The organism is Acidobacteriota bacterium (assembly GCA_016208495.1).
Lineage (GTDB): Bacteria > Acidobacteriota > Blastocatellia > Chloracidobacteriales > Chloracidobacteriaceae > JACQXX01.
In genome coordinates this window covers 23,375-45,326 of the sequence record JACQXX010000088.1, presented here as the reverse complement: position 1 = coordinate 45,326, position 21,952 = coordinate 23,375, and the positions used below count along the sequence as shown (strand labels likewise).

At 51.6% G+C, this 21,952-nt stretch carries 16 protein-coding genes; 10 read left to right on the top strand and 6 right to left on the bottom strand.

Annotated features, from left to right (window positions below; genetic code table 11):
• Window positions 1-102: 102 nt before the first annotated feature.
• The 5 genes from HY774_18155 to HY774_18135 all read right to left on the bottom strand — a co-directional run bounded on the left by HY774_18155 (window position 103) and on the right by HY774_18135 (window position 6,997).
• Window positions 103-1,707 carry an N-6 DNA methylase gene (locus HY774_18155; protein MBI4750408.1) on the bottom strand — a complete coding sequence of 535 codons (1,605 nt, stop codon included), beginning with the start codon at window positions 1,705-1,707 and terminating at the stop codon, window positions 103-105.
• On the bottom strand, window positions 1,700-2,662 hold the full coding sequence (locus HY774_18150) for an AccI family restriction endonuclease (protein ID MBI4750407.1): 963 nt from the start codon (window positions 2,660-2,662) through the stop codon (window positions 1,700-1,702). Before HY774_18150 ends, HY774_18155 begins: the two co-directional genes overlap by 8 nt.
• A 119-nt stretch (window positions 2,663-2,781) precedes the next feature.
• Window positions 2,782-4,347: a YifB family Mg chelatase-like AAA ATPase gene (locus tag HY774_18145; GenBank protein ID MBI4750406.1), complete on the bottom strand. Its 1,566-nt coding sequence runs from the start codon at window positions 4,345-4,347 to the stop codon at window positions 2,782-2,784.
• A gap of 250 nt (window positions 4,348-4,597) precedes the next feature.
• A complete protein-coding gene (locus HY774_18140; GenBank protein ID MBI4750405.1) occupies window positions 4,598-6,082 on the bottom strand; it encodes an oligosaccharide flippase family protein in 1,485 nt (494 codons plus the stop codon).
• A gap of 333 nt (window positions 6,083-6,415) precedes the next feature.
• Window positions 6,416-6,997, bottom strand: coding sequence for a YdbC family protein (locus HY774_18135; protein MBI4750404.1), 582 nt, complete (start codon window positions 6,995-6,997; stop codon window positions 6,416-6,418).
• A gap of 63 nt (window positions 6,998-7,060) precedes the next feature.
• Here HY774_18135 and HY774_18130 point away from each other — a divergent pair, with 63 nt between their 5' ends.
• The 7 genes from HY774_18130 (at window position 7,061) to HY774_18100 (ending at window position 19,149) form a co-directional block, all read left to right on the top strand.
• Window positions 7,061-7,825, top strand: a complete 765-nt coding sequence (locus HY774_18130) for a 3-hydroxybutyryl-CoA dehydrogenase (protein MBI4750403.1) — start codon at window positions 7,061-7,063, stop codon at window positions 7,823-7,825.
• A gap of 250 nt (window positions 7,826-8,075) precedes the next feature.
• Complete coding sequence (locus tag HY774_18125) at window positions 8,076-9,404, top strand: 5'-deoxyadenosine deaminase (GenBank protein MBI4750402.1); 1,329 nt, start codon at window positions 8,076-8,078, stop codon at window positions 9,402-9,404.
• A 352-nt stretch (window positions 9,405-9,756) separates the two neighbouring features.
• A complete protein-coding gene (locus HY774_18120) occupies window positions 9,757-10,452 on the top strand; it encodes a response regulator transcription factor (protein ID MBI4750401.1) in 696 nt (231 codons plus the stop codon).
• Window positions 10,449-11,882 carry a HAMP domain-containing protein gene (locus tag HY774_18115; GenBank protein ID MBI4750400.1) on the top strand — a complete coding sequence of 478 codons (1,434 nt, stop codon included), beginning with the start codon at window positions 10,449-10,451 and terminating at the stop codon, window positions 11,880-11,882. The genes HY774_18120 and HY774_18115 overlap by 4 nt, the downstream gene beginning before the upstream one ends.
• A 124-nt stretch (window positions 11,883-12,006) precedes the next feature.
• Window positions 12,007-13,773 carry a serine hydrolase gene (locus HY774_18110; GenBank protein ID MBI4750399.1) on the top strand — a complete coding sequence of 589 codons (1,767 nt, stop codon included), beginning with the start codon at window positions 12,007-12,009 and terminating at the stop codon, window positions 13,771-13,773.
• Window positions 13,774-14,104: 331 nt separating this feature from the next.
• On the top strand, window positions 14,105-18,166 hold the full coding sequence (locus tag HY774_18105) for an SMP-30/gluconolactonase/LRE family protein (protein ID MBI4750398.1): 4,062 nt from the start codon (window positions 14,105-14,107) through the stop codon (window positions 18,164-18,166).
• Window positions 18,167-18,300: 134 nt separating this feature from the next.
• Window positions 18,301-19,149, top strand: coding sequence for an amidohydrolase (locus HY774_18100; protein ID MBI4750397.1), 849 nt, complete (start codon window positions 18,301-18,303; stop codon window positions 19,147-19,149).
• Between the two features lie 258 nt (window positions 19,150-19,407).
• Here the strand turns inward: HY774_18100 and HY774_18095 are convergent, their stop codons facing one another.
• Window positions 19,408-19,566, bottom strand: a complete 159-nt coding sequence (locus HY774_18095; GenBank protein ID MBI4750396.1) for a hypothetical protein — start codon at window positions 19,564-19,566, stop codon at window positions 19,408-19,410.
• Between the two features lie 76 nt (window positions 19,567-19,642).
• Between HY774_18095 and HY774_18090 the strand changes: the two genes are divergently transcribed.
• From HY774_18090 to HY774_18080, 3 genes are all read left to right on the top strand, one after another.
• Window positions 19,643-20,107, top strand: coding sequence for an ATP-binding protein (locus tag HY774_18090; GenBank protein MBI4750395.1), 465 nt, complete (start codon window positions 19,643-19,645; stop codon window positions 20,105-20,107).
• Between the two features lie 104 nt (window positions 20,108-20,211).
• Window positions 20,212-20,559, top strand: coding sequence for an STAS domain-containing protein (locus tag HY774_18085; GenBank protein ID MBI4750394.1), 348 nt, complete (start codon window positions 20,212-20,214; stop codon window positions 20,557-20,559).
• A 199-nt stretch (window positions 20,560-20,758) separates the two neighbouring features.
• The gene (locus HY774_18080; GenBank protein MBI4750393.1) at window positions 20,759-21,889 is read left to right on the top strand and encodes a CapA family protein; all 1,131 of its coding nucleotides are present in this window, start codon (window positions 20,759-20,761) and stop codon (window positions 21,887-21,889) included.
• The last annotated feature ends 63 nt before the right edge of the window (window positions 21,890-21,952 follow it).

Sequence of the window (21,952 nt, the reverse complement as noted above, 5' to 3'; positions counted from 1 at the left end):
ATGTGCGGAGGGGATTTTCACTGTCTGGAGATAAAATGCAATTGGAAATGCTCTCTCGACCGAATTTATCAAACTTTTAAATTTCGATCCCTCAATCTCAAATCATCTCCACGTTGCCATTTCCTCATCCCCGACTGCAAATAACGACAACTGAACTGCTTCTCTGGTGTTTTCCAGTACTTGAGATTGAGCTTTGCGTACTGCTTGTGTCTGACTCGAAATCGGCAATCCACATTGCTTCATGACATTGGTTGGGAGTTGAAGCTTTTCCAAAGCACGTGGTTCAACTTTGATCGCGCCGGATCCATATGATTTCCCTACCAGAGCCAAATGAGCAATCGTTTCAGGATGTTGGAGGATTTTCCAGAATTTCGCCAAAAACTCAGCCTCGGTGCAATATGGGTAGACACACAAAAATCCAGTTAATGGCAGAACTCCGGCTGAATTTCGGATAAACCTCACACTTCGCCTCCCCAAATAAGCAAACAAAAATGGAGGAACAACCCGGGTTTCCATTTTGTACCACGGGCGACGAGTGGCAATCAGTGTTCGATGATCAATTCCTAATTCTTCACCACGCTTCAAATAGGCTTTGACGGCAGACGGAAACTGTTCCCAGTCACGACCATCAGGAGAAAATAACCACGTCGGAACACCAGCCAGGTCAAGCTGTTGCAAATGTTCATCCGTGACTTCGTCCCCCAGGACATCACGGGTACGTCCAATGGCTGAAATAAGAAATTCGTCAGGCAGCCCAAATTCAATAGCCTGTTTTCGGGTCAGAAAGAAATATTCATTGGCCCCAGTCGCAATTCCGCGCATAACCCGAGCAAAATCACCCAGAACTGGACCTTCCGTTTTAGCTTGCGGTGGCCTTGAAAATCCAGTGGCCAAAGCTTCCGTCAATTGTCGGCGCTCAATCTTTAAATTCTGACCAGCACGTGAAAAACCGGATTCAACCCATTGTTTCAAATCACTGGTTTGAGCTGATAAACACATCCCCCAGGAAAAATGATCTTGAGGTGGTTGGTTGCAAATTAAAAAGACCAGCGGATTGGTATCGACCCCAGGAAAAGGTGATGCTTCTGAGGCAAAGGTCATCACCGCCTCCAGGCAATATTGGCGAGTCACCCAGTTCCACAACGTTGAAGCAAACTTTCCTTCACAAATATCAGCCGGGACAATAAAGGCGAGTCTCCCACCTGGTGACAAATGCCGGAGGGCTTGAATAAGAAAGTAGACATGGAACCCGGCCCGGCCATCGAGTGGAGTTCCGATTGCCTCAATTGCCAGTTGACGCAACTCTGACTTCACCTCAGCAGATAACCGATGATGTCGGATATAAGGTGGATTCCCGACGATTGAAGGCACAGTCATTGATGGAGGATCCAAAACAAAATCCCTGATTTGAACTCCGGCCAGGTCAGCTTCAGAAAGACCTGTTTGCCTGGCAAGCTGCAAAGCATCTGGATCAATTTCGGTTCCTAAAAAAGTAATGGGTTGACCACGTTCAGAAGCAATTTTTTGTGCGGCTCGAAAAAAAGCACCAGCCCCCACCGCTGGATCAAATATGGATCGGCTCTCGGGGCCGACAACATAACTGACCATGGCCTCGGCAACCCAGGTAGGCGTCCAGAACTGCCCTTTTTGCCTGAGAGCTTCACGCTCAGGGCCAGATGCTGGAAGCTTTTGATGAGACTTACCCATTTGCTTTTTCCTCTCTTATACCGCCCAGGACCTGCAAGCATTCCTGACTTAATACCAAACTACCTCCCTCAAATTTCACAAACGGCAAAATATGTCCATTTGAATCTTCAATGTGCATTGGTTTTAGTTCAGGCTCTTGTTCTGCCTGACCAAGAAGGTAAGCATAGTGATGGTAGATTTTGTAGATTGTCTTCTTCGTCGTTGCCCCGCCTGGTGCTTGAAAAACCTGGGTTGTGGGCTCAATCAACCCATCAGCAATTAGTTCATTCACTCTATTCAAACTTATCCCAAACGCCAAATCATAGAAAATATGCCAGATATGGATATTCACCCCTGTTTGGTCCTGCCAACTTCGCAAAGGATGAAGATCTTCACCCTTGACAATTACAGTTGGTAAAACAGCCGCTTTCTTTAATCCTGGTTTACCAGCCAAACGACGTTGAGGGGTCAAGGGAGTATTGTAATTGGGCATCTTGTTTGCCCGCCACAGACTGTTTTCACACTCAATGGCAATCAGTGCTTTGGAGAGAATTGTTTTTATCCTCTCATTGGTTTCAGGAATAAATGGGAGTTCTTTGACTCCTCCAAGATCAGTAACAACCGAATTAATCAACGGTGCTTCTGCTTTTGGAAAAATCAACAGGTCTGGTCGTTTAACTTTTCCAAGCCCAGCTTCCTCCAATCGTTCAAAATAAAGTTCAAACTTTCGTGGATCATCGTCAGGTGCAGTTCCACTAGGGCCATATGGTAAAGCAAAATAATGTTCTGTTTGATTGACCGCCTGTGTGACTCGCTCTTCACTCCAAACGCCTTGTGACCAACGCATTAGAAAATCACTTCCCCGAAGACGACGTGGGTTTAACAGATAGTCTGACCATGGAAGGAAAGGAAAACCTGTGAAATCTAACTTAATGTCTTCTGTAGCCACACATAGATCTAATTCAAAGCAATGCATGTTGAACTCCTTTATATTTTAAAAGTTGACACACTTTTATTGACTTTGCTCTACCAGGATAGCCCCGTAATTTTTCTACACTACAGTTCATCAATCGTGATGGCAACCAGCAAGCTGCATCACATCCAGTAACTTCGGTCCAGACTGCGGTATTGAATCGCCTCCGCAACGTGATATGGCGCGATGTCGGCGGCATCTTCCATGTCGGCAATCGTGCGGCTGACTTTGAGAATCCGGTCGTAGGCCCGCGCCGAAAGCCCCATGCGGGTAATGGCGTTTTCGAGCAGTTTTTTGCTTTCTTCAGATACTCGACAAAACTTGCGAATCAACGGCGGTGGCATCTGGGCGTTGCAGAAAACTCGTTCAGTACCAGTTCTCTCTTTGGCAAATCGCTTGAGCTGACGATCACGAACCGCTGTGACTCGCTCCCGAATCGGAGCTGATGGCTCACCCGGAGTTTCACCGGCCAGGTCTTGAAATTTCACGGCTGGCACATCGACGTGGATGTCAATCCGGTCCAGCAATGGCCCTGAAATGCGGGCGATGTAGCGTTGAATCTGCACCGGAGAGCAACTGCACTCGCGCGTCGGGTCATTGTAAAACCCGCAAGGACAGGGATTCATCGCCGCTGCCAGCATAAAGCGCGACGGAAAGGTCAGCGACACCGCAGCCCGCGAAATTGTGACTTTGCCGTCTTCAATCGGCTGACGCATCACTTCCAGCACATTGCGTTCAAATTCAGGGAGTTCATCGAGAAAGAGCACGCCGTTGTGCGACAGACTGACTTCTCCGGGTCGAGGAACACTGCCGCCCCCAATCAATCCAGCATCGCTGATTGTGTGGTGGGGTGCCCGGAATGGACGTGTCGTCACCAGCCCTTGCGCTCCGGTTAGCCCGGCAACGCTGTGAATGCGCGTCACATCGAGGGCTTCTTCAAAGGAAAGCGCCGGCAAAATGCCCGCAATCCGCTTGGCCAGCATGGTTTTGCCAGATCCCGGAGGCCCAATCATGAGAATGTTGTGACCTCCCGCTGTCGCCACTTCAAGTGCCCGTTTGGTGTGAAACTGGCCGCGAATATCCCGAAAATCCGGGTGATGGCTGTTGGTTTCTTCGATCAGGTGCGTGACATCAATTTTGAGCGGTGGTGGGAGTTCATCAGCATTGAGCAGCGACACCACTTCGGGAAGTGACTCCACGGCATAGGTATCAATGCCAGTCACAACCGCTGTTTCATGGCTGTTTTCGCGCGGCATGAAGAGATATTTGATCCCCCGGTCACGTGCTTTGAGCGCCATCGAAAGCGCTCCTTTGACCGGACGCAACCGTCCGTCAAGCGACAGTTCGCCGACCAGCAGCGACTCTTCAATCCGCCGATCTTTAATGTCACCGACAGCACCTAAAATCCCAACCGCAATCGGAAGATCAAAACCCGAACCTTCCTTGCGAATGTCCGCTGGGGCTAAATTGACGATAATTCGTTGAAATGGAAAGAAATATCCGCAGTTTTGAATCGCGGCCCGAATCCGTTCGCGACTTTCACGAACCGTCGCATCCGGCAACCCGACCATCGTCACCGGTGGCTGTTTTTCAGAGGATTCCAGGCGGGGTGATAAATCAATTTCGACCTGCACTGTGTAGGCATCAATTCCAAACACAGCCGCACTGATTGTCTTAAATAATGGCATTCCGACCTCCATCGTGTATTGAAAGCATTCAGACCAATGCAATTAAAGTTAAATTCAACATTGAATTGAGTTTTTCAATGTTCGACTCGTCTGAAGCGGCTTTGTGCACGTGGAATGCCAGAGTGACAAGGTGATGGGATGACAAGATGACAAGGTGACTGGGTGACAAGGGGACAAGGGGACTGAGTGACTGGGTGACTGGGTGATTTTGCTACTTCGCTTTTTCCCTGGATTGACTACTTGCTACTCGCTACTCGCTACTCGCTTTTGGTTCGCTACTTCGCTCAGAATCCACAGCTTCGGGTTGGTGTCGGAAACGAGCCCAATATTCACGAAGTTTTCGCTCTTCTTTTTCATCGTGAAAGCCGGTCAGCCACAGGCAAAGCGGCAAACTGAGCGCCACCAAAGTATGTAACATAAAATCAACCACGGTTCGACCAGTCACAATGAAGGTACTGGCCCAGTACAAGCCAATGCTGATCAGAAATAAGTGAATCAGGCGTTTCCATTCATACGGCACCGGCAAGTAGGCGTGTGAGACATAGCCGCGCAAAAAGCACAGCACGACAAAGCCAACCACCGTGGTAAACGCGGCGCCGCGCATTCCATGGTGGGGAATAAAATACAAATTCAGCAGAATATTGACCAGCGCTGCTGAAATGTAAATCATTGGATTCACAAATGTTTTACGCTTGATATTAATGCCGACGCTGAGCACCTGACTGGCAGCATCCAGCACAGCAGCCATGGCCAGCATGGGAACGACTGAGGCTGATTCGACATAAGAGCCAAAATAGCGGAAGATGTCGCCAGTCACACAGGCGGCGCCCAATGCCAGAACGCTCGCAATGTAGAGCACATAAGTCAAAATCCGGGCGTAGTACTCCGGCGCATCCGGATCTTTCATCACCGAAACCTGCATTGAAGGCCACACTGCCCCAAATGGCGTCGTGACCAGCATTGTGATGGCACCAGAAACATTGTTTGCCATTCCGTACAGACCGATTTCACGCTGGCCGGCATTGGGCGTCGTGGCAAAGATCTGGAGCAAAAATCGGTCAATTGACTGCAGACTCATTGCCGATAACCGCCCGAAAATCAACGGACTGCCAAAGCCAAGCATTCGTTTGAGTTCTGCCCAGTGAAAGCCCCATTTCAAGTCATATCGCATCCAGTAAAACAGCCCCAGGGTTTCCCCGACTGAGCCGACCAGCGTTCCAATCAAGATGCCGTAAATGCCGATCTGTTCAATTTTGACAAAGTAAATAATCGTCAAAAGCTGGAGCAAAAATGCGACCGTGACGGTTGAGGTATAGCGGATTGATTCCATTTTGATCCGAAGCACCGCGTCTGGAATCAGCTTCAAAATCTGGAAGAACGCAATCACAAACAACAGTTGAAAATGCGGGACAAAGCGTCCTGACCGATCTTGCAGCACCAGTGCCGCCCACTGCGGTGCCAGGAAAAACATGGGTGTCAGCACCACCAGACACAGAATGAGCAGAAAAAAGAACGCAGTGGCTGTGATCAGTGGGCGCTCACTTTCTTCAAAATCGTAGTAGGAACGCATCAATGCATTCCCCAACCCAAGCGCCAGCACCAGATTCACCATCTGCAGGACAATCATCATTAAATTCAACACGCCATATTCGCGGGTGCGAATTTCAGTCAAATAGAGCGGCAACAACAAAAAGCCCAATGCCCGGTTGACGATGCCTCCGACGCCAAAAATCAAAGTGTGCTTGGCGGTTGTTTTTAACTTCTCGTAGATAACCCACCTCTGAATGCAAGAATGAAGAATTGAGAATCAAGAACTGAGAATGAAAAAAGTGGTTAGTGGTTAGTGATGCGAAGGACCTGAATTTCGCACCAAATAGCATTGCCTTGCCAAAAGATCAGTGCCGACCAGTTCGGGATACGACTCGCACCAGGAATCTCGTTGAGCCGTGATTCCGCCCCGTCCTTCTCGTCCTTTCCGTCCCTTCCGTCCTTTGATTTTGGATGTTGTAAGTGTTTGATTTTTTTCGTGTTTTTCGTGTCTTTCGTGGTTAAAAATATCCTGGAATGTTCATCCTTCAACTTTTGGAATGACCAGCCAGCTTGGCGCCAGGGCAATGGTGGTTGTTTCGGACGGAAGTAAGTGATTCCAGTTCACATCAGGAGGTTCTGGTTTGGTCCACAGTGTTGCCACCAGCCAATCTTCAGCAGTGGTTGAGCGACAGCCGACCACTCCAGCCAGAAAATCCGGGTCATGGCGCCAGTCAGAAAATTGAGTCACAGCTAGATCAGCCACTGTCAATTTGGTTATCTGCAGCCACTTTCCTGCGGTCAGCGCCGCGAGAATATAGTCATGGCGACCTGGAATGTCGAATTTTTGCTCAAAAAATTGAATAGTGATTGACTGATAGGTGCCGGATTGACCACTGATTTCTAAAATTCGGTCGTGGTCATGTTCCATAAATTGCTGGTACAATGGCTGGCTTTTCCAAAAAGCCAGAATGCAGGCATGGGTTTTCAAACTCATAGTCCAACCGCCGATTTGGCCGCCAAACCCCGGTACAGTTTGCAGTTCCCGCCAGCGTTCCTGCGCTTGTTCAAAAGCTCGTCTTTGTTCACGTGGAACCAAACAAGAAATCATCTTGATGAGCATAGGCTTCTTTTCTACACTTGCGCCCCTTTTCATACTGAATCCACACAGGAGTCATCATCTTTTATGGTTCAAACATTTGCAGTTATTGGTGCGGGCACCATGGGCAACGGCATTGCCCAGGTTGCGGCTCGTGCCGGAATGAATGTGATTTTGCACGACATCGCGCAAGCTTACCTGGATCGCGGTCTTTCGGCGATTGATTCCAGTCTGCAGCGTGATGTGAAAAAAGAACGTCTCACCGTCGAAGGCAAGCAGGAAATCCTGGCTCGCATTCGACCCGTCACTGACCTGGCCGCTCTGGCTGAAGCTGAGTTTGTGGTTGAAGCGGTGGTTGAAAATGTTGACGTCAAAACCAAACTCTTTGCCCAGCTTGATGAATTAACCCAACCCGGCGTGATTTTGGCCAGCAATACCTCGTCAATTGCCATTACCCGGATTGGCGCCGCCACCAAACGCCCGGAGAAAGTCATCGGAATGCACTTTATGAACCCGGTGCCGGTGATGACGCTGGTTGAAATTATCCGTGGATTGGCCACCGATGACGCTACCAACGACCAGGTCACAGCCCTGTGCGCCAAAATGGGCAAAACCGCCATTTCCTGCCAGGACTCACCTGGATTTATTTCAAACCGCATTCTGATGCCGATGATCAACGAGGCAATTTTTGCGCTCTATGAAGGCGTCGCCACACCAGAAGCGATTGATGGCATTATGAAGCTTGGGATGAATCACCCCATGGGCCCACTCACCCTGGCCGACTTTATCGGGCTGGATGTCTGTCTGGCGATTATGGAAGTGCTCTATGACGGCTTCCAGGATTCAAAATAGGGTTCCGGGTTCCGGGTTCCGGGTTCCGGGTTCCGGGTTCCGGGTTCCGGGTTCCGGGTTCCGGGTTCCGGGTTCTTCGAATTGAACCTTTTGCTCATTCTCACTGTGTCAAACAAAACGGAGATCAATCAAATCTTTTGTTTTCAAGAGTTGACGTTCGTTCATACCAAACCAGGGAAATCACCCCCTAAATCTTAAAAAACCGGAACCCGGAACCCGGAACCCGGATTGCCTCCAAAGGATATTTCGCATGGCTTCTTCAACGATTCGTATTACCAACGGCATCTTGCTCACGTCTGGCCCCCAACATCAAGTGATCAAAGGAGATTTGTACATCATAGATCGCCGCATCAGTCATATCGGCACCGTTCCGGAAACGGCAGACGAGACAATTGATGCCACGGGTTGTGTGGTGATGCCAGGGTTTATTCAATCTCACATTCACCTGTGTCAGACCTTATTTCGTGGTTCGGCAGATGATTTGGAGTTGCTGGATTGGTTGAAATTGCGAATCTGGCCGATGGAAGCCTCACATACACCGGAAAGCCTCCGGGCTTCAGCCCAACTCTCGATTGCGGAGATGATCCGGGGTGGCACCACCGCCGCCTTGACGATGGAAACCGTGAACCACACCGAAGCTGCCTTGCAAGTGGTTGAAGAAAGTGGCTTTCGGGCCGTCGTTGGCAAGTGCATGATGGATAAGGGAACGGAGGTCCCGGTTGGGCTTCAGGAGAAAACCGATGCTTCAATCGCAGAATCAATCCGTCTGATTGAAAAATGGCACGGACGCGATGATGGACGGGTCCGGATGTGCTTTGCCCCACGATTTGCGGTTTCGTGCACCGATGGGCTGCTGCGTGAAGTCGGGAAACTGGCGCGCGAACGAAATTTGATTATCCATACCCACGCTTCGGAAAATCGTGACGAAGTCGCCCTCGTGTATTCTGAAACCGGTCAACGCAACATTGCCTATCTTGATAGTGTCGGGCTGACTGGCACTCACGTTGGGTTGGCTCACTGTGTCTGGCTGGATGACTCGGAACTCGACATCCTCGCCCGTACACAGACCCACGTGCTGCATTGTCCATCGTCAAATCTGAAACTTGGTTCAGGCGTGGCCCCGATTGTCGAAATGCACGAACGCGGTATTCGGGTCTCGATTGGCGCTGACGGAGCGCCCTGCAATAACCGCCTCGATGCCTTCACTGAAATGCGACTGGCCGCGATTTTGCAGAAAATGCGCAAGGGTTCGCGCCATCTGGCTGCCGCCGAAGCCTTCCGGATGGCGACCTGGGAAGGCGCCCGGGCAATTGGTCAGGAAGATGACCTGGGCAGCCTCGAAGTCGGCAAACGGGCGGACGTTGTGATTGTCAACCTCAATACACTCCACGCGGCGCCGCATCCAGACCCGGTTTCCTCGCTGGTGTATTCAGCCAATGCCAGTGACGTTCGCGACACAATTATTGACGGACAAATTGTCATGCGCGGTCGCGAACTCAAAACCCTGAGTGAAGAAAGCGTGTTGCGTGATGTACAGCGTGAATTTGAATCGCTGCTCGTGCGCGCCGGAATTGCTTAATTTGGCAACTACTTTTTTCACCACAGAGGACACAGAGGAACACAGAGGAAGATCAAAGAATTGGTCAATTCCTCTGTGTCCTCTGTGTCCTCTGTGGTGAATTTTTGTTTCCGCTCAAAAACGGGTCTTCACAGGTTCTTCACAATTCCCGCTAGACTGACTTTTAAATTTGAGTTCTGGGCTCTCGATAAGAAAAGGACGACAAGGACAAAAAGGACAAAAATTCGAAACCCTGAACCCTGAACCCTGAACCCTGAACCCTGAACCCTGAACCCTGAACCCTGAACCCTGAACCCTGAACCCTGAACCCTGAACCCTGAACCCTGACTCCTAAACCCTGACCCCTGCTCTTATGCCTGACCGCACCATTCTCATCGTTGATGATGAACCCAAAACCGTCGCATCCATCCAGCTTTACCTGGAGCACAACGGGTTTCATGTCTTGATTGCCCGCACGGGTCGCGAAGCACTGGAACTTGCCCGGACGGCGCATCCAGATTTGATTGTACTCGACTTGATGTTGCCCGAGCTGGATGGAATGGCGGTGTGTCGGATCTTGCGAGCTGAATCCACCGTGCCGATTGTGATGCTGACCGCCCGGACAACCGAAGCCGATACCCTGCACGGGCTTGATCTGGGAGCAGATGATTATATTGCCAAGCCTTTTAGTCCACGCGAGTTAGTGGCCCGCGTCCGCGCCGTGCTCAGACGGACGATTCAACCACTTGATCCGCGCCCATCCGTGTTGCAATTCAACGGACTGCTGCTCGATACCGCACGGCACGATGTCTGGCTCGACGGGCAGGAAATCCCGCTCACACCAACTGAGTTCAAGATTCTGGAAACGTTTGTTCGGGCGCCGGGACGTGTTTTTTCACGCCAGGAACTGGTTGAACGGGCATTTGGCTGGGATTTTGAAGGCCAGGAACGCACGGTTGATGCGCACGTGATGAATCTCCGCAAAAAAATGACCCGACCCACCGGGAAGCCGCCGTTGATTGTGACGGTTTACGGAATCGGCTATTCCCTCTCCGAAGCAAAACCATGATCCATAGTCTGCGTTGGCGCTTATTTTTGATGACGGTGGCGATTTCCGTGGTGGCAGTGCTGGCGGTTGGGTTTGCGTCGAGTCAGATTACCTCTATTGAATTAAACAAGGTGGTGACCAGCCTGGAACCACTCAATCTGGAACCCTATCGGGTGCAACTCCTTGAGCATTTTCAAAAACACCAGTCGTGGGATCACATCACCCCGCTTCTGCAGCACATTGCCCAGGTAACAGAGCGGGACGGATTGCTGGTAAATACTGAAAATCAGGTGATTGCGGCTTCGGTGCCAGTGTTGACCCAGGCACGCATCACGTTTCCCGAACCCGACAAACTGGTGGTGCAGATCATTGAAGAACTCCCAGGGGCAGTCAGGCGCGAAGTGATTGCCAATGAACAGGTTCTGATTCGCCCGCCACGTACCGTTTTGGTTGATGCCACGGGGAAACGGCTCGGGATGTTCTTTCTCCTGCCACGCCCTGAAGCAGAACCCATCCCGCCTCGAACCCGCGTGGCAGCAGTCAATCGTTCACTGTTTTGGGCGGTGAGTGGCATTGGACTCCTGGCCCTGGTGGCAACCGCGATTGTCTCCCGCCGAATCGTGGGGCCGGTTGAGGCGTTGACCGCCGCTGCGCACCGCATGGAGCAAGGCGACCTGGCGCAACGCGTGACAATCCATTCATCTGGTGAAATCGGCCAGCTTGCCACGGCCTTCAACCGAATGGCTGATTCTGTTGCCCGATCCGAACAACTCCGGCGAACACTGGTCAATGATGTTGCCCACGAACTCCGCACTCCGCTCACCAATATCCGCTGCCAGCTTGAAGCCATTCAGGATGGGTTGCTCTCGGCTGATGCTCAAGTGGTGGCATCGCTTCACGAAGAAGTGCTGCTGCTCAGCCAGCTTGTCAATGATTTACAGGACCTGGCGCTGGCTGAAGCCAATCAGATCAAATTGACCTTTGCCGAAGTTGAGCTTCAAATTTTGATCGAACAGGCACTGGTTTCACTTTCCCCACAAACCACGGCCAGAAGGATTACAATTTCTTCGAATGTGCCGCCTGACCTGCCTGCGGTTTGGGCTGATGCCAAACGGGTCAGCCAGATTCTGCGCAACTTGCTGGTGAACGCGCTCCAACATACACCGACGGGTGGGACGATTTGCATTGGGGCCTCAAAAAACGGAAACCAGGTTGAACTTCAGGTGGCTGATTCCGGGGAAGGTATTGAATCTGAACACCTTCCCTTTATTTTTGATCGGTTTTACCGGGCTGACCCGGCGCGCGCCCGTGCGCAAGGGGGTGCCGGTCTTGGGCTGGCCATTGTTAAACAACTGGTGCAGATGCACACCGGACACATCACGGTAACCAGTCAGAAAAACGTCGGCACCATCTTTCGCGTGACGTTGCCGATTGTCTCGACACCTTCATAAGTTCTTCAAGATTCAGCGCTACTTTTCTCCAAACACACTTCACCAAAATGGCCATCACCAGGTCAAAGCACAACGCCAGAGGTGAGGTGGTATCTCCCATTGAACAACAGGAAGGTCTCATCATATGAAAAAGCGCCAATTTGTGTTTGGGCTACTGGTTCTGATGGTGTTTGGAATCACCGGATATGGAGTCCAGGAAAAACCTGAAAAACAATCACCCGCCGCGACGGTTCGCACGGAAACTGGTCAAAAACTGGATGACTATCTCACGCGACTTGAGAAATTTGGGTTTGCTGGTGGAATCCTCGTCGCCAAAGATGGCGCCGTGATTTTGGAAAAAGGATATGGCCTCGCCAACCGCGAACAAAATATTCCAAATGCGGTGGACACAGTTTTCAATATTGGCTCAATTACCAAGCAGTTTACGGCGGCTGCTATTTTGAAGCTTGAAATGCAGGGCAAACTTCGGGTTGAAGACCCGATCAACAAATACCTGCCGGGTGTGCCAAAAGACAAAGCCGGTATTACAATCCATCACCTGTTGACTCACAGCGCCGGGCTGCGAAGTGATTATGCTGAAACGGATTACGAACCGGTTGGGCGTGAAGAATATGTCAAACGGGCAATGGCGGAACCACTGTTAAGCCCTCCCGGAGAGCGGTTTGAATACGCCAATTCAGGGTACAGTCTGCTGGCTGCGATTGTTGAAATGATTTCAGGCCAGTCCTACGAACAGTTTTTGTACAACAATCTGTTTAAACCCGCCGGGATGCTCCACACCGGATATTGCCTCCCCAAGTGGTCCGCAGACAAACAGGCCCACGGCTATCTTGACGGAAGAGCGTGGGGCACCGTGGTCGAAAAAGCCTGTGTTGGTGAAGGCCCGTACTGGGCATTGCGTGGCAACGGTGGGATCCAGGCCACTGTCGGCGATATGTACCGCTGGCATCAGGCGCTGGAAGGAAACACCATTCTTTCAGCCGAAGCCAGACGCAAATTTCAGACGCCGTACATTGCCGAAGGACCGCAAGGATTTTCACATTACGCCTATGGTTGGGCGATTATGAAGACACCACGGGGTACCAAACTGGTGACGCACAATGGCGGCAACGGTATTTTTGCCGCTGATTTCCGGCGCTATGTGGATGAAAACGTGGTGGTTTTTATCGCTTCAAATGCTGATGTGAAAGCCATTCCAGCGTCGCAGCACATCGCCCGGATTCTGTTTGGCATGAACCCAACGTTTCCACCCAAAGTTGTTGAAGCTGAATCAGCGAAACTTGCCAGACTCGGAGGGACCTACACCTTACCGTCAGGAGCCAAACTGGCAGTTTCCGCCAAACCAGACCGGCTGGTGATTTCACCTGAAGGCCAGGAAGCCTTTTCCTTGCTTGCCACTGGGAATCCAGCCGTTTCTCCTCGATTAAACGAGATCAATACCCGCACGGCTGCAATCGTTGAACAGGCCAGCAAAGGAAACTTCGAGCCGATTCATCAGGCGTTTGGCGGAAATATCCCGCTGGCTAGCGTCAAAGCCCGTGAAACCGAAATGTGGAAAGACTGGCGTGAGCGGTTTGGCGAATTCAAAAGCTGCACCGTCCTGGGCACGTTGCCGATGGAGGAACGGATGGCCACCACCGCCCGGCTGAGCTTTGAGCGCGGAGAAATTCTGATGCGCTATGCCTGGGAAGAAGGCCAGCTCATTGGCATCCGACCACTTCCCCAGATGACCGGAAAAGCATTTTTGCCAGTCTCGCCCAGTACCTTTGCCATCTATGACGTGATGTCAGGAGACAGCTTGACAATTCGGTTTGAAACCGACGCCTCTGGTGCCGCAACAAAGCTGATCTTTGCCGGAGAGAAAGAAGTCACAGCGAAAAAAACCGATTGAACATATCAGGGCTGAAAAAACCAGGGCTTGGGGCTGAAGAAAACGGGCTGAGGGCTAAGGGCTGAAGACAATGGGCTAAAGAAATTGGTTTTATTTCATCCCTCATCCTTCATCCCTCATCCCTTTCTGTGCCCCGAGCTTGCGAGTCTTCAGCCCTGGTATTTTCAGCCCTGGGTTTCAACCGGTTTTCAAGGGGATTCACTCCGAAAGTTCAGGTAGAAACAGAAGCGAGTTTAAAGGAATAGATGTAAAGTGAGGACTTCTCAAAGCCTGCTTTTTCCATTGCTTAACTCAAAATCTATTGAACTGAATTTTCGGAGGATTACTCCACATGAAGTATCGCTGGTTTTCCCTACTTATTATTGGTGCTCTGACTATTTCCACACTCTCATTTCACCCATTTCCAACCCACTCAGCGTCATATCCAACCGTCAGCCAGACACGTACGCAGCCCAGACAAGCTGGCAATATCCGTATTCAACAACCCAATCCCGTGGTCAACGAACAACGTCAGCTACCATTGACCGCGACTGATGCCAGTGGTCAGCCGATCACCGGTGTGACCTGGGAATCAGGCAGCCCCGACATTGCCAGTATTGACCCGACCACGGGTGTGATAAGTGGAGTCCAGCGTGGATTTGCCACGATTACCGCTCGTCGTGGCAGTGATTCAACGTCTGTTTTTGTTGTGGTAGCCCGTGTGGCCAATGCGCAAGGAGCAAAAGTCCCAGGTGATACCAAAACCGATACCGCTGGCCATTTGTACATCAGCGATCCGCTGGGAAATATTATTTTCCGCAAAGAAAACCTGACCATGCCGGCTTCGATCTTTGCCGGACAACGCGGCGCCGGGGCACGAATTGACGGGAACCGTCTCCAGGCCCGGTTTGCCGGTCCCACCGCAGTCACCGTCAACAACAGTGCAGACGGTGGAATTTTCGTGGCTGACACACTGAACCACAGCCTGCGTCAGATTGATTTTGATGACAACGTAACCACAATTCTTGGAACAGGTTCACCGGGGCGGATGCCCAATGATGTCACGCCATTTGCCCAGGCAGTTTTTAATGGATTGCGGGGTGTAGTGACTGATTCAGGTGGAAATTTGTTTGTCGCTGACACCGACAATCACGCAATTTATCAGGTTGATTTTGAATCCAAACAGGTCATTTTGCTCGCCGGGCAACCTGGTACAAGCGGTATCGCTGATGGACGCGGGCGAGCCGCCCGGTTTAATCGGCCCAGCGGCCTGGCCCTGAGTTCAGATGGCAAACTTCTGATCGTGGCTGATACCGGAAATAATCGCGTGCGACTCATTGCTCGCAATGGCACGGTGGCGACCCTGGGTCGAAAATCGAGTGCTCGTGGCGTGCTGGAATCCAGCGCCTCGCCTTCGTTTTTGAGACCTGAAGAACACCAGATCCTCATCCGGCGACTGGCAGCGATCCCGGCACAAGCTGCGAACGAGTTGATCTTTGCCAATCCACAGTCAGTCAGTGCTGATGCCGTCGGGAATATTTATGTGGTTGACCAAACTGGGGCTTCAGTGGTGACACGGGCCTTTGGTGATATTCCGCAAAAGGTTCAACTGGCTCAAGATGGCAGCTTTCAACAGGCAGCCAGTGTTCAGGTACGGGGGACAGACAGCTTTGTGCTGGATACCCAGGCGCAGGCTGAAAGCAATGCTTTAAAAGTTGTAACCGTCGGGGCACCGCTCATTAGCAATCTCAGCCGGGCGTCGGATACTCTGGCAGGAGGTTCTGAGGTCATTATCAACGGTAAAAACTTTGCGCCGGAAAGCGTGGTCATTTTGGGTGACCGGGTCATCCTGGATGCGGAAGTCCTCAGTGCCACTCAAATCCGGTTTCGGGTTCCCTCTCAAAACGCCCCTGGAAATCGAACGCTTTCAATTCAAACCCGAGGCGGTGTTGCCCAAAGTTCATTTGGGATTCTGGCTCGCTCGCTTGATTCAATTGCGAAAGGCGACATTACGACCGTGGCCGGAGGCGTGGCGTTTATTGGGGATGGCGGACTGGCCGTCAATGCCAGTCTCAACCTCAATGCCTTTGGCGGTGGGGTCGTGGAAATTGATGGTGAAGGAAACCTGCTGATTGCCGATCCGGGGAACCATCGCATTCGCCAAATCAACGAGGCCGGAATCATCACCACCGTCGCCGGCAGTGGAAACCCCAGTTTGAGCGGGGATGGCGGTCCGGCGCTTGGCGCAGGTATCAATTTTCCGATGAGCGCCACAATTGACGGCCAGGGAAACATCATTATTGCTGACTCTTCCAATAACTGTGTTCGCCGGGTGGATGCCGTAACTGGTCTGATGAGTACGATTGCCGGCACAGGTGATTACAATTTTAGCGGAGATGACGGTCCAGCCACCCAGGCCGCCATTGCGCAACCAACCAGTGTGGCCGTTGATTCGGAAGGAAGCATCTTTATTGTTGATAGTGGAAACAATCGCATCCGACGCATTGATCCCCAAACAGGTATTATTTCCACAGCCGTCGGAAATGGAGACTTTGGGTTTGATGGTGATGATGGCCCGGCTGACGAAGCTCAACTGGCACTCCAGTTTGCTGGCGCCATCCGAATTGCTGATGACGATGATCTGGTAATTGCTGATACTTTTAATAACCGGATCCGGCGGGTTGATTCTGATACCGACATCATCACCACGGTGGCTGGCATTGGTCCAACTGGCAGCTTTAATGGGACATTTGACGGTGACGATGGACCAGCCACTGAAGCCGCACTCAATGTTCCGATTGCTCTGGCGCTGGATGAAGACCAAAACCTCTTGATTGCAGACCTGGGTAATAATCGCGTCCGTCGGGTGGATGCTGAAACGGGCATTATCACGACCATCGCCGGCAATGGCGAAAACGGTGGCGGAGACGGCAGTCCGGCGCTTGATGCGGGCCTGGTGCCGTGCGGCGTGGTCGTTGATGGGTTTGGGAATCTCTACATTTCAGACGACGGCCAAAACCTCATTCGTGAAGTTGATGCCGAAACCGGCATTATCACAACCATTGGCGGCGGTGGTGGGAATCTGGGTGATAATGGGCCAGCCGCCACAGCCAATCTCAGCATGCAGGACACCACTGGAATTGCCCTTGACCAGCAAGGAAATATTTACTTTGCCGATGACGGAAATCACCGAATTCGCAAAGTGACTATCCAAACCGGCAGTATCACGACCGTTGCCGGAAATGGCCGAAACGGGTATTCCGGCGATGGTGGCCCGGCAACTCAGGCTTCGCTCAATGATCCATCCGGAATGGCAATTGACGCGGCGGGAAACATCCTGATCGCGGATTCAAGCAATTCGGTCATTCGCCGGGTTGATGCCCGGACCGGAATCATCACCACGGTCGCTGGTAATGGTGGATTTGACTTTGACGGCGACGGCGGCCCGGCATTGGAAGCGACCTTGAATTTCCCAACTGATGTGGGAGTTGATCAGCTTGGAAATATCTATGTCGTTGACTCAAACAATAACCGAATTCGCAAAGTTGATGCCCAAACCGGCATCATCACCACCGTGGTCGGAAGCGGACCGGCAGGGCAACCAGCGGACAGCGGCGATGGCGGGCTGGCCACACAGGCCCGGTTGCAATATCCGCGAAGCGTGTTGATTGACAGCAATGGAAACCTGTTTGTAGCTGACCGCGATGCAGGCCGGATTCGCCGGGTTGATGCCCAAACCGGCATCATCACCACCGTGGCTGGTGGCGGCACGGAAGACGAAGACGGGATTACCGCCACGAATGCCGTGCTCTACGGACCACACCGGTTTGCTGTTGACGCAAGTGGAAATCTTTTTATTTCTGAAGCTTACGCATCACGTATCCGCCGGGTGGAGGCTGAAACCAGGCTCACTTCAACGATTACCGGCAATGGAATTCCAGGCTATGGCGGCGATGAGGGACCAGCCGACATGGCCTTGCTGGCTTCCCCCCAGGGCGTTGTCATAGACCAGCGTGGAAATCTGATCATTTTGGATACCGGCAACAATGCCATTCGGATTGTGAAAGAAGGTGCGATTCCAGGCGGAGGCGGAAATCCAGATACCCAAAATCCGACCGTGGCCAGCGTCACGCTTTCAAAAACCAAAGTGAAACGCAAAAAAGATGCGTCGCTGGGGATTTCGTGGACTTCAGCCGACGACATCGGCGTCACAGGCCACGACCTCAGCTTTGCCGGAGACGGCACCACTTTTTCAACCACTATTGTTTCCGGATTGCCAGGGAATGCCCAGAGCTTCACCTGGACTGTTCCAACCAGTGTTGCCAAAACCAAATCTGGTCGGGTACAGATCACCGCCCGCGATGCCGCTGGGAACCTGGGTACAGCCACCAGCGGAACCGTCATCATTAAGTAATCCTCCAGTTAGGGGTCAGGGTTCAGGGTTTGAAAAGACGAAAAGGACAAAAAGGACAAAAAGGACAAAAAGGACAAAACTTCGAAAACCCTGACCCCTGACCCCTGACCCCTGACCCCTGACCTCTGACCCCTATGACCCAAAACCAACTCATCATTGACGCCTGGGCGCAGCCGTTAACCCGGCAATCGGCTGAAAAAATGCCCGAAGTTACCCGCCTGTTTCAGCAATCTGGTTCGGCCAAACTCCTGGAAACAGGGCTCACGGCTGAGCAAATCGTGATGGCGATGGATCGGGCTGGAATCCAGACATTGATGCTCTCCGCCTGGCATCGTCCGGGACAATGGATTTACCACAATGATGAAATTGCGGAGATGATTCACCAGTTTCCAGATCGTTTTTGCGGTGTGGCGGCGGTCAATCTGGAAAAGCCCGTTCAAGCAGTTCGTGAACTGGAACGCGCCGTGAAAGAGCTTGGATTCAAAGCGTTGCGCGTTGTCCCATGGTTGTGGAATCGTCCGCCGAACGACAAGTTCTACTTTCCGCTCTATGTCAAATGTATTGAACTGGATATTCCATTCTGCACTCAGGTCGGGCATACCGGCCCCTTGATGCCGTCTGAAACCGGACGACCAGTGCCCTATCTTGATGAAGTCGCCCTGACATTTCCTGAATTGAAAATTGTAGCCGGGCACATCGGCTTTCCCTGGACCGATGAAATGATTGGCGTGGCCTGGAAACATGAAAATGTCTTCATTGATACTTCAGCCTACCTGCCTCGTTACTATCCACCGCAACTGCTTCAATATATGAAGACGTACGGCCAGGATAAAGTGCTCTTTGGGACAAACTTTCCACAGTTGTCGCTTGAGAAATGTGTCCAGCAAGTTCAGGAGCTTGGGCTTTCGGTTGAGATTCAAGCCAAATTTTTTGCCGAAAATGCCCGGCGAGTCTTTAAGTTGGGGACTGAAAACCAGGGCTGAGGGCAATCGAAGGGATGAGGGATAAAATAAAACCAATTCTTCAGCCGCTTTCTTCAGCCCTCAGCCTTCATCCCTCATCCCTTCCTTTGCTCCGAGCTTGCGAGTCTTCCGCCCGATGTCCTCAGCCCTCAAGTGACATTTCTTGACTTAACCGGGCGCCTATGCTAGACAAGTTGGCGTAATTTTTCCCAACATCCGTTCAGTCAAAGACATTCAGCACCCAGCAATCACGCACAACGCACTTTTGCTGCAGTCAATTTACCCCGAGCATTGGTTTCGTGTACCGCCCAGGGCGAGTTGGCCGTCAGAGTTCCCCAGAATCGTGTCTTTTTCCCAGAGCTGGCTGGCCAGCAATAAACAGTTGCCTTCCACGTCGTTTTCGTTGACGATTGGCTTCTGGAAAAAAAGGTCCGACATCCAAGGTCTCGACTGGCGGCAACGGGTTCTGTCAGCCTACCGAAAAAACTCTCCGTGAAAGGGCAATTACTTAACAATGAATACGGCGGAAAATGTGATAGAACTCACAATTGACAGTAGTTATCGTTTTATCGAACTGGTGGCCGCCGTCACTGACAACATCACGCAGATTGTCGGGTTTCCCCCAGAAGAAGCACACTGGGTAGGGCTTGCGGTGCGTGAGTCAGTCATTAACGCTATCAAACATGGCAATCAACTTGATTCACACAAGCCAGTCGATGTGCGGTTTACGATTTTTGAACAGCACATTGACGTCTCCATCCGGGACCGTGGCCGGGGGTTTGATGCAAGCCATTTACCGGATCCACTCGATCCATCAAACCTTCTCAACCCCAATGGACGCGGTATTTTCTACATGCGGACGTTTATGGACGAAGTCAATTTTTCGACTCATCCGCAAGGTGGAACGGTGGTCAGAATGATTAAACGCAAGCCCGAAACGCCTCAAGACGCCGACTCCGACGGCCTTTCAGCCGATTGAGAAAGGTAGAATGGACTCAGGTCTGTTCTCACCCAGTCTGAGTACTGGTCAGAGGGCTTTCAAAGAAGTTAACACATACTCAACCTTTTTAAGGAGCAGCGCCCATGTCTCTGAAGATCACACAACGAACCTCAGGCAACGTTTCAATCCTCGATTTGAGTGGGAAAATCACAATCGGCGAGGGCAGTGTCCAACTCCGTGAAGCGATTCGGAACCTGCTCGATGGAAACTCGAAATACATCCTGCTGAACCTTGGCGATGTGAGCTATGTTGACAGTTCCGGAATCGGTGAACTCGTCAGCAGCTATACCACCGTCAACAAACAACAAGGCAATTTGAAGTTGTTGAAGCTTACCAAAAAGATTCAGGACCTTCTGGCCATTACCAAGCTTTTGACCGTCTTCGAAACCTTTGACGACGAAGAAAAAGCCCTGGCCAGCTTTCCGCAGTAACCACGCCAGGCATCACATTTCATTTTCACGGCGACTAAGACAGCGGGGCTTGGGAGATATTTTCCTGCCTCGCTGTTTGTGTGTTTATGAATGTAAAGACATCGGGCCTGGGGCTTGGCCCTGAGCCCTGGTTTTCTCAGCCCCAAGCCCTGGTTTTCAGCCCAATGCCCTCGGCCCAATGCCTTCCCACTGGAACTGTATGAACTCACGAATTTTACTTTCGCTTGGATTTTGTTTTCTCGGACTGGTCGTCGCCTGCACGGTCGAAGGTCAACCCACCACGGCTCAGTCACCAGCATCAACCCCGGCTCCAGCGCCGAAGGAACCACCAGTCCAACCGGCTCCGGCAGCGACATCGGCTTCCAACATCGTGTTTATGGGTGTGGGCGATATTATGTTGGGGTCAACCTACCCGGATGAATCAGGGCTGCCGCCCAACGATGGGGCTGATTTACTCAAGGAAGCCACACCGATTCTGACCACGGCAGACCTTGCATTTGGGAACCTCGAAGGCCCGATGCTCGAAGGCGGCACCACCACAAAATGCGGTCCCAAATCAACCCGCTGCTTTGCCTTTCGAGTGCCAACCCGGTATGGAAAACATCTCAAAGACGCTGGAATTGACATCATGAGCCTGGCCAATAATCACGCCAATGATTTTGGTTCCCAGGGAATGGCCAGCTCCAAAAAGGTACTCGATGAACTCGGCATTGCCCATGCTGGTGAAATCGGTGACATCGCCTATATGACGGTCAAAGGTCGCAAAATTGCCATTATCGGGTTTGCCACCAACGCAGTTTCCTACAACGTGAACGACATTGAAATTGCCCGCCGGGTGGTCACGGACGCCACCAAAAAAGCCGATTTGGTGATTGTCTCGTTCCACGGCGGTGCCGAAGGCACAGCGAATCTGCACGTTCCAGACCAGGTGGAAATCTTTCTGGGCGAGACCCGCGGACACCTCCGCAAGTTTGCCCGGACCGTGATTGATGCCGGTGCCGATTTGGTCATTGGACACGGGCCCCACGTCTGCCGGGGCATGGAAGTTTACAAAGATCGCCTCATTGCCTATTCCCTGGGCAATTTTGCCACCTATGGCAAATTCAATCTGGCTGAAGAACTTGGGAAAACCATGATTTTGGAAGTCCATATTGATCCCAAAGACGGGGCTTTTCGAGGTGGGAAAATCCATCCATTCAAGCAAATCAAACCGGGCGGACCACTCGCTGATTCGACCAAAGCCATTATTCCAATTGTGAAACAACTGTCTGAAAGCGATTTTGGCGACACAAGCGTCAAGATCAGCGACGACGGAGCTATTTCGTTTTAGGGTTCCGGGGGACAGGAAAAAAGGACATAAGGGACATAAAGGACATAAATTCAAAGTCCCTGA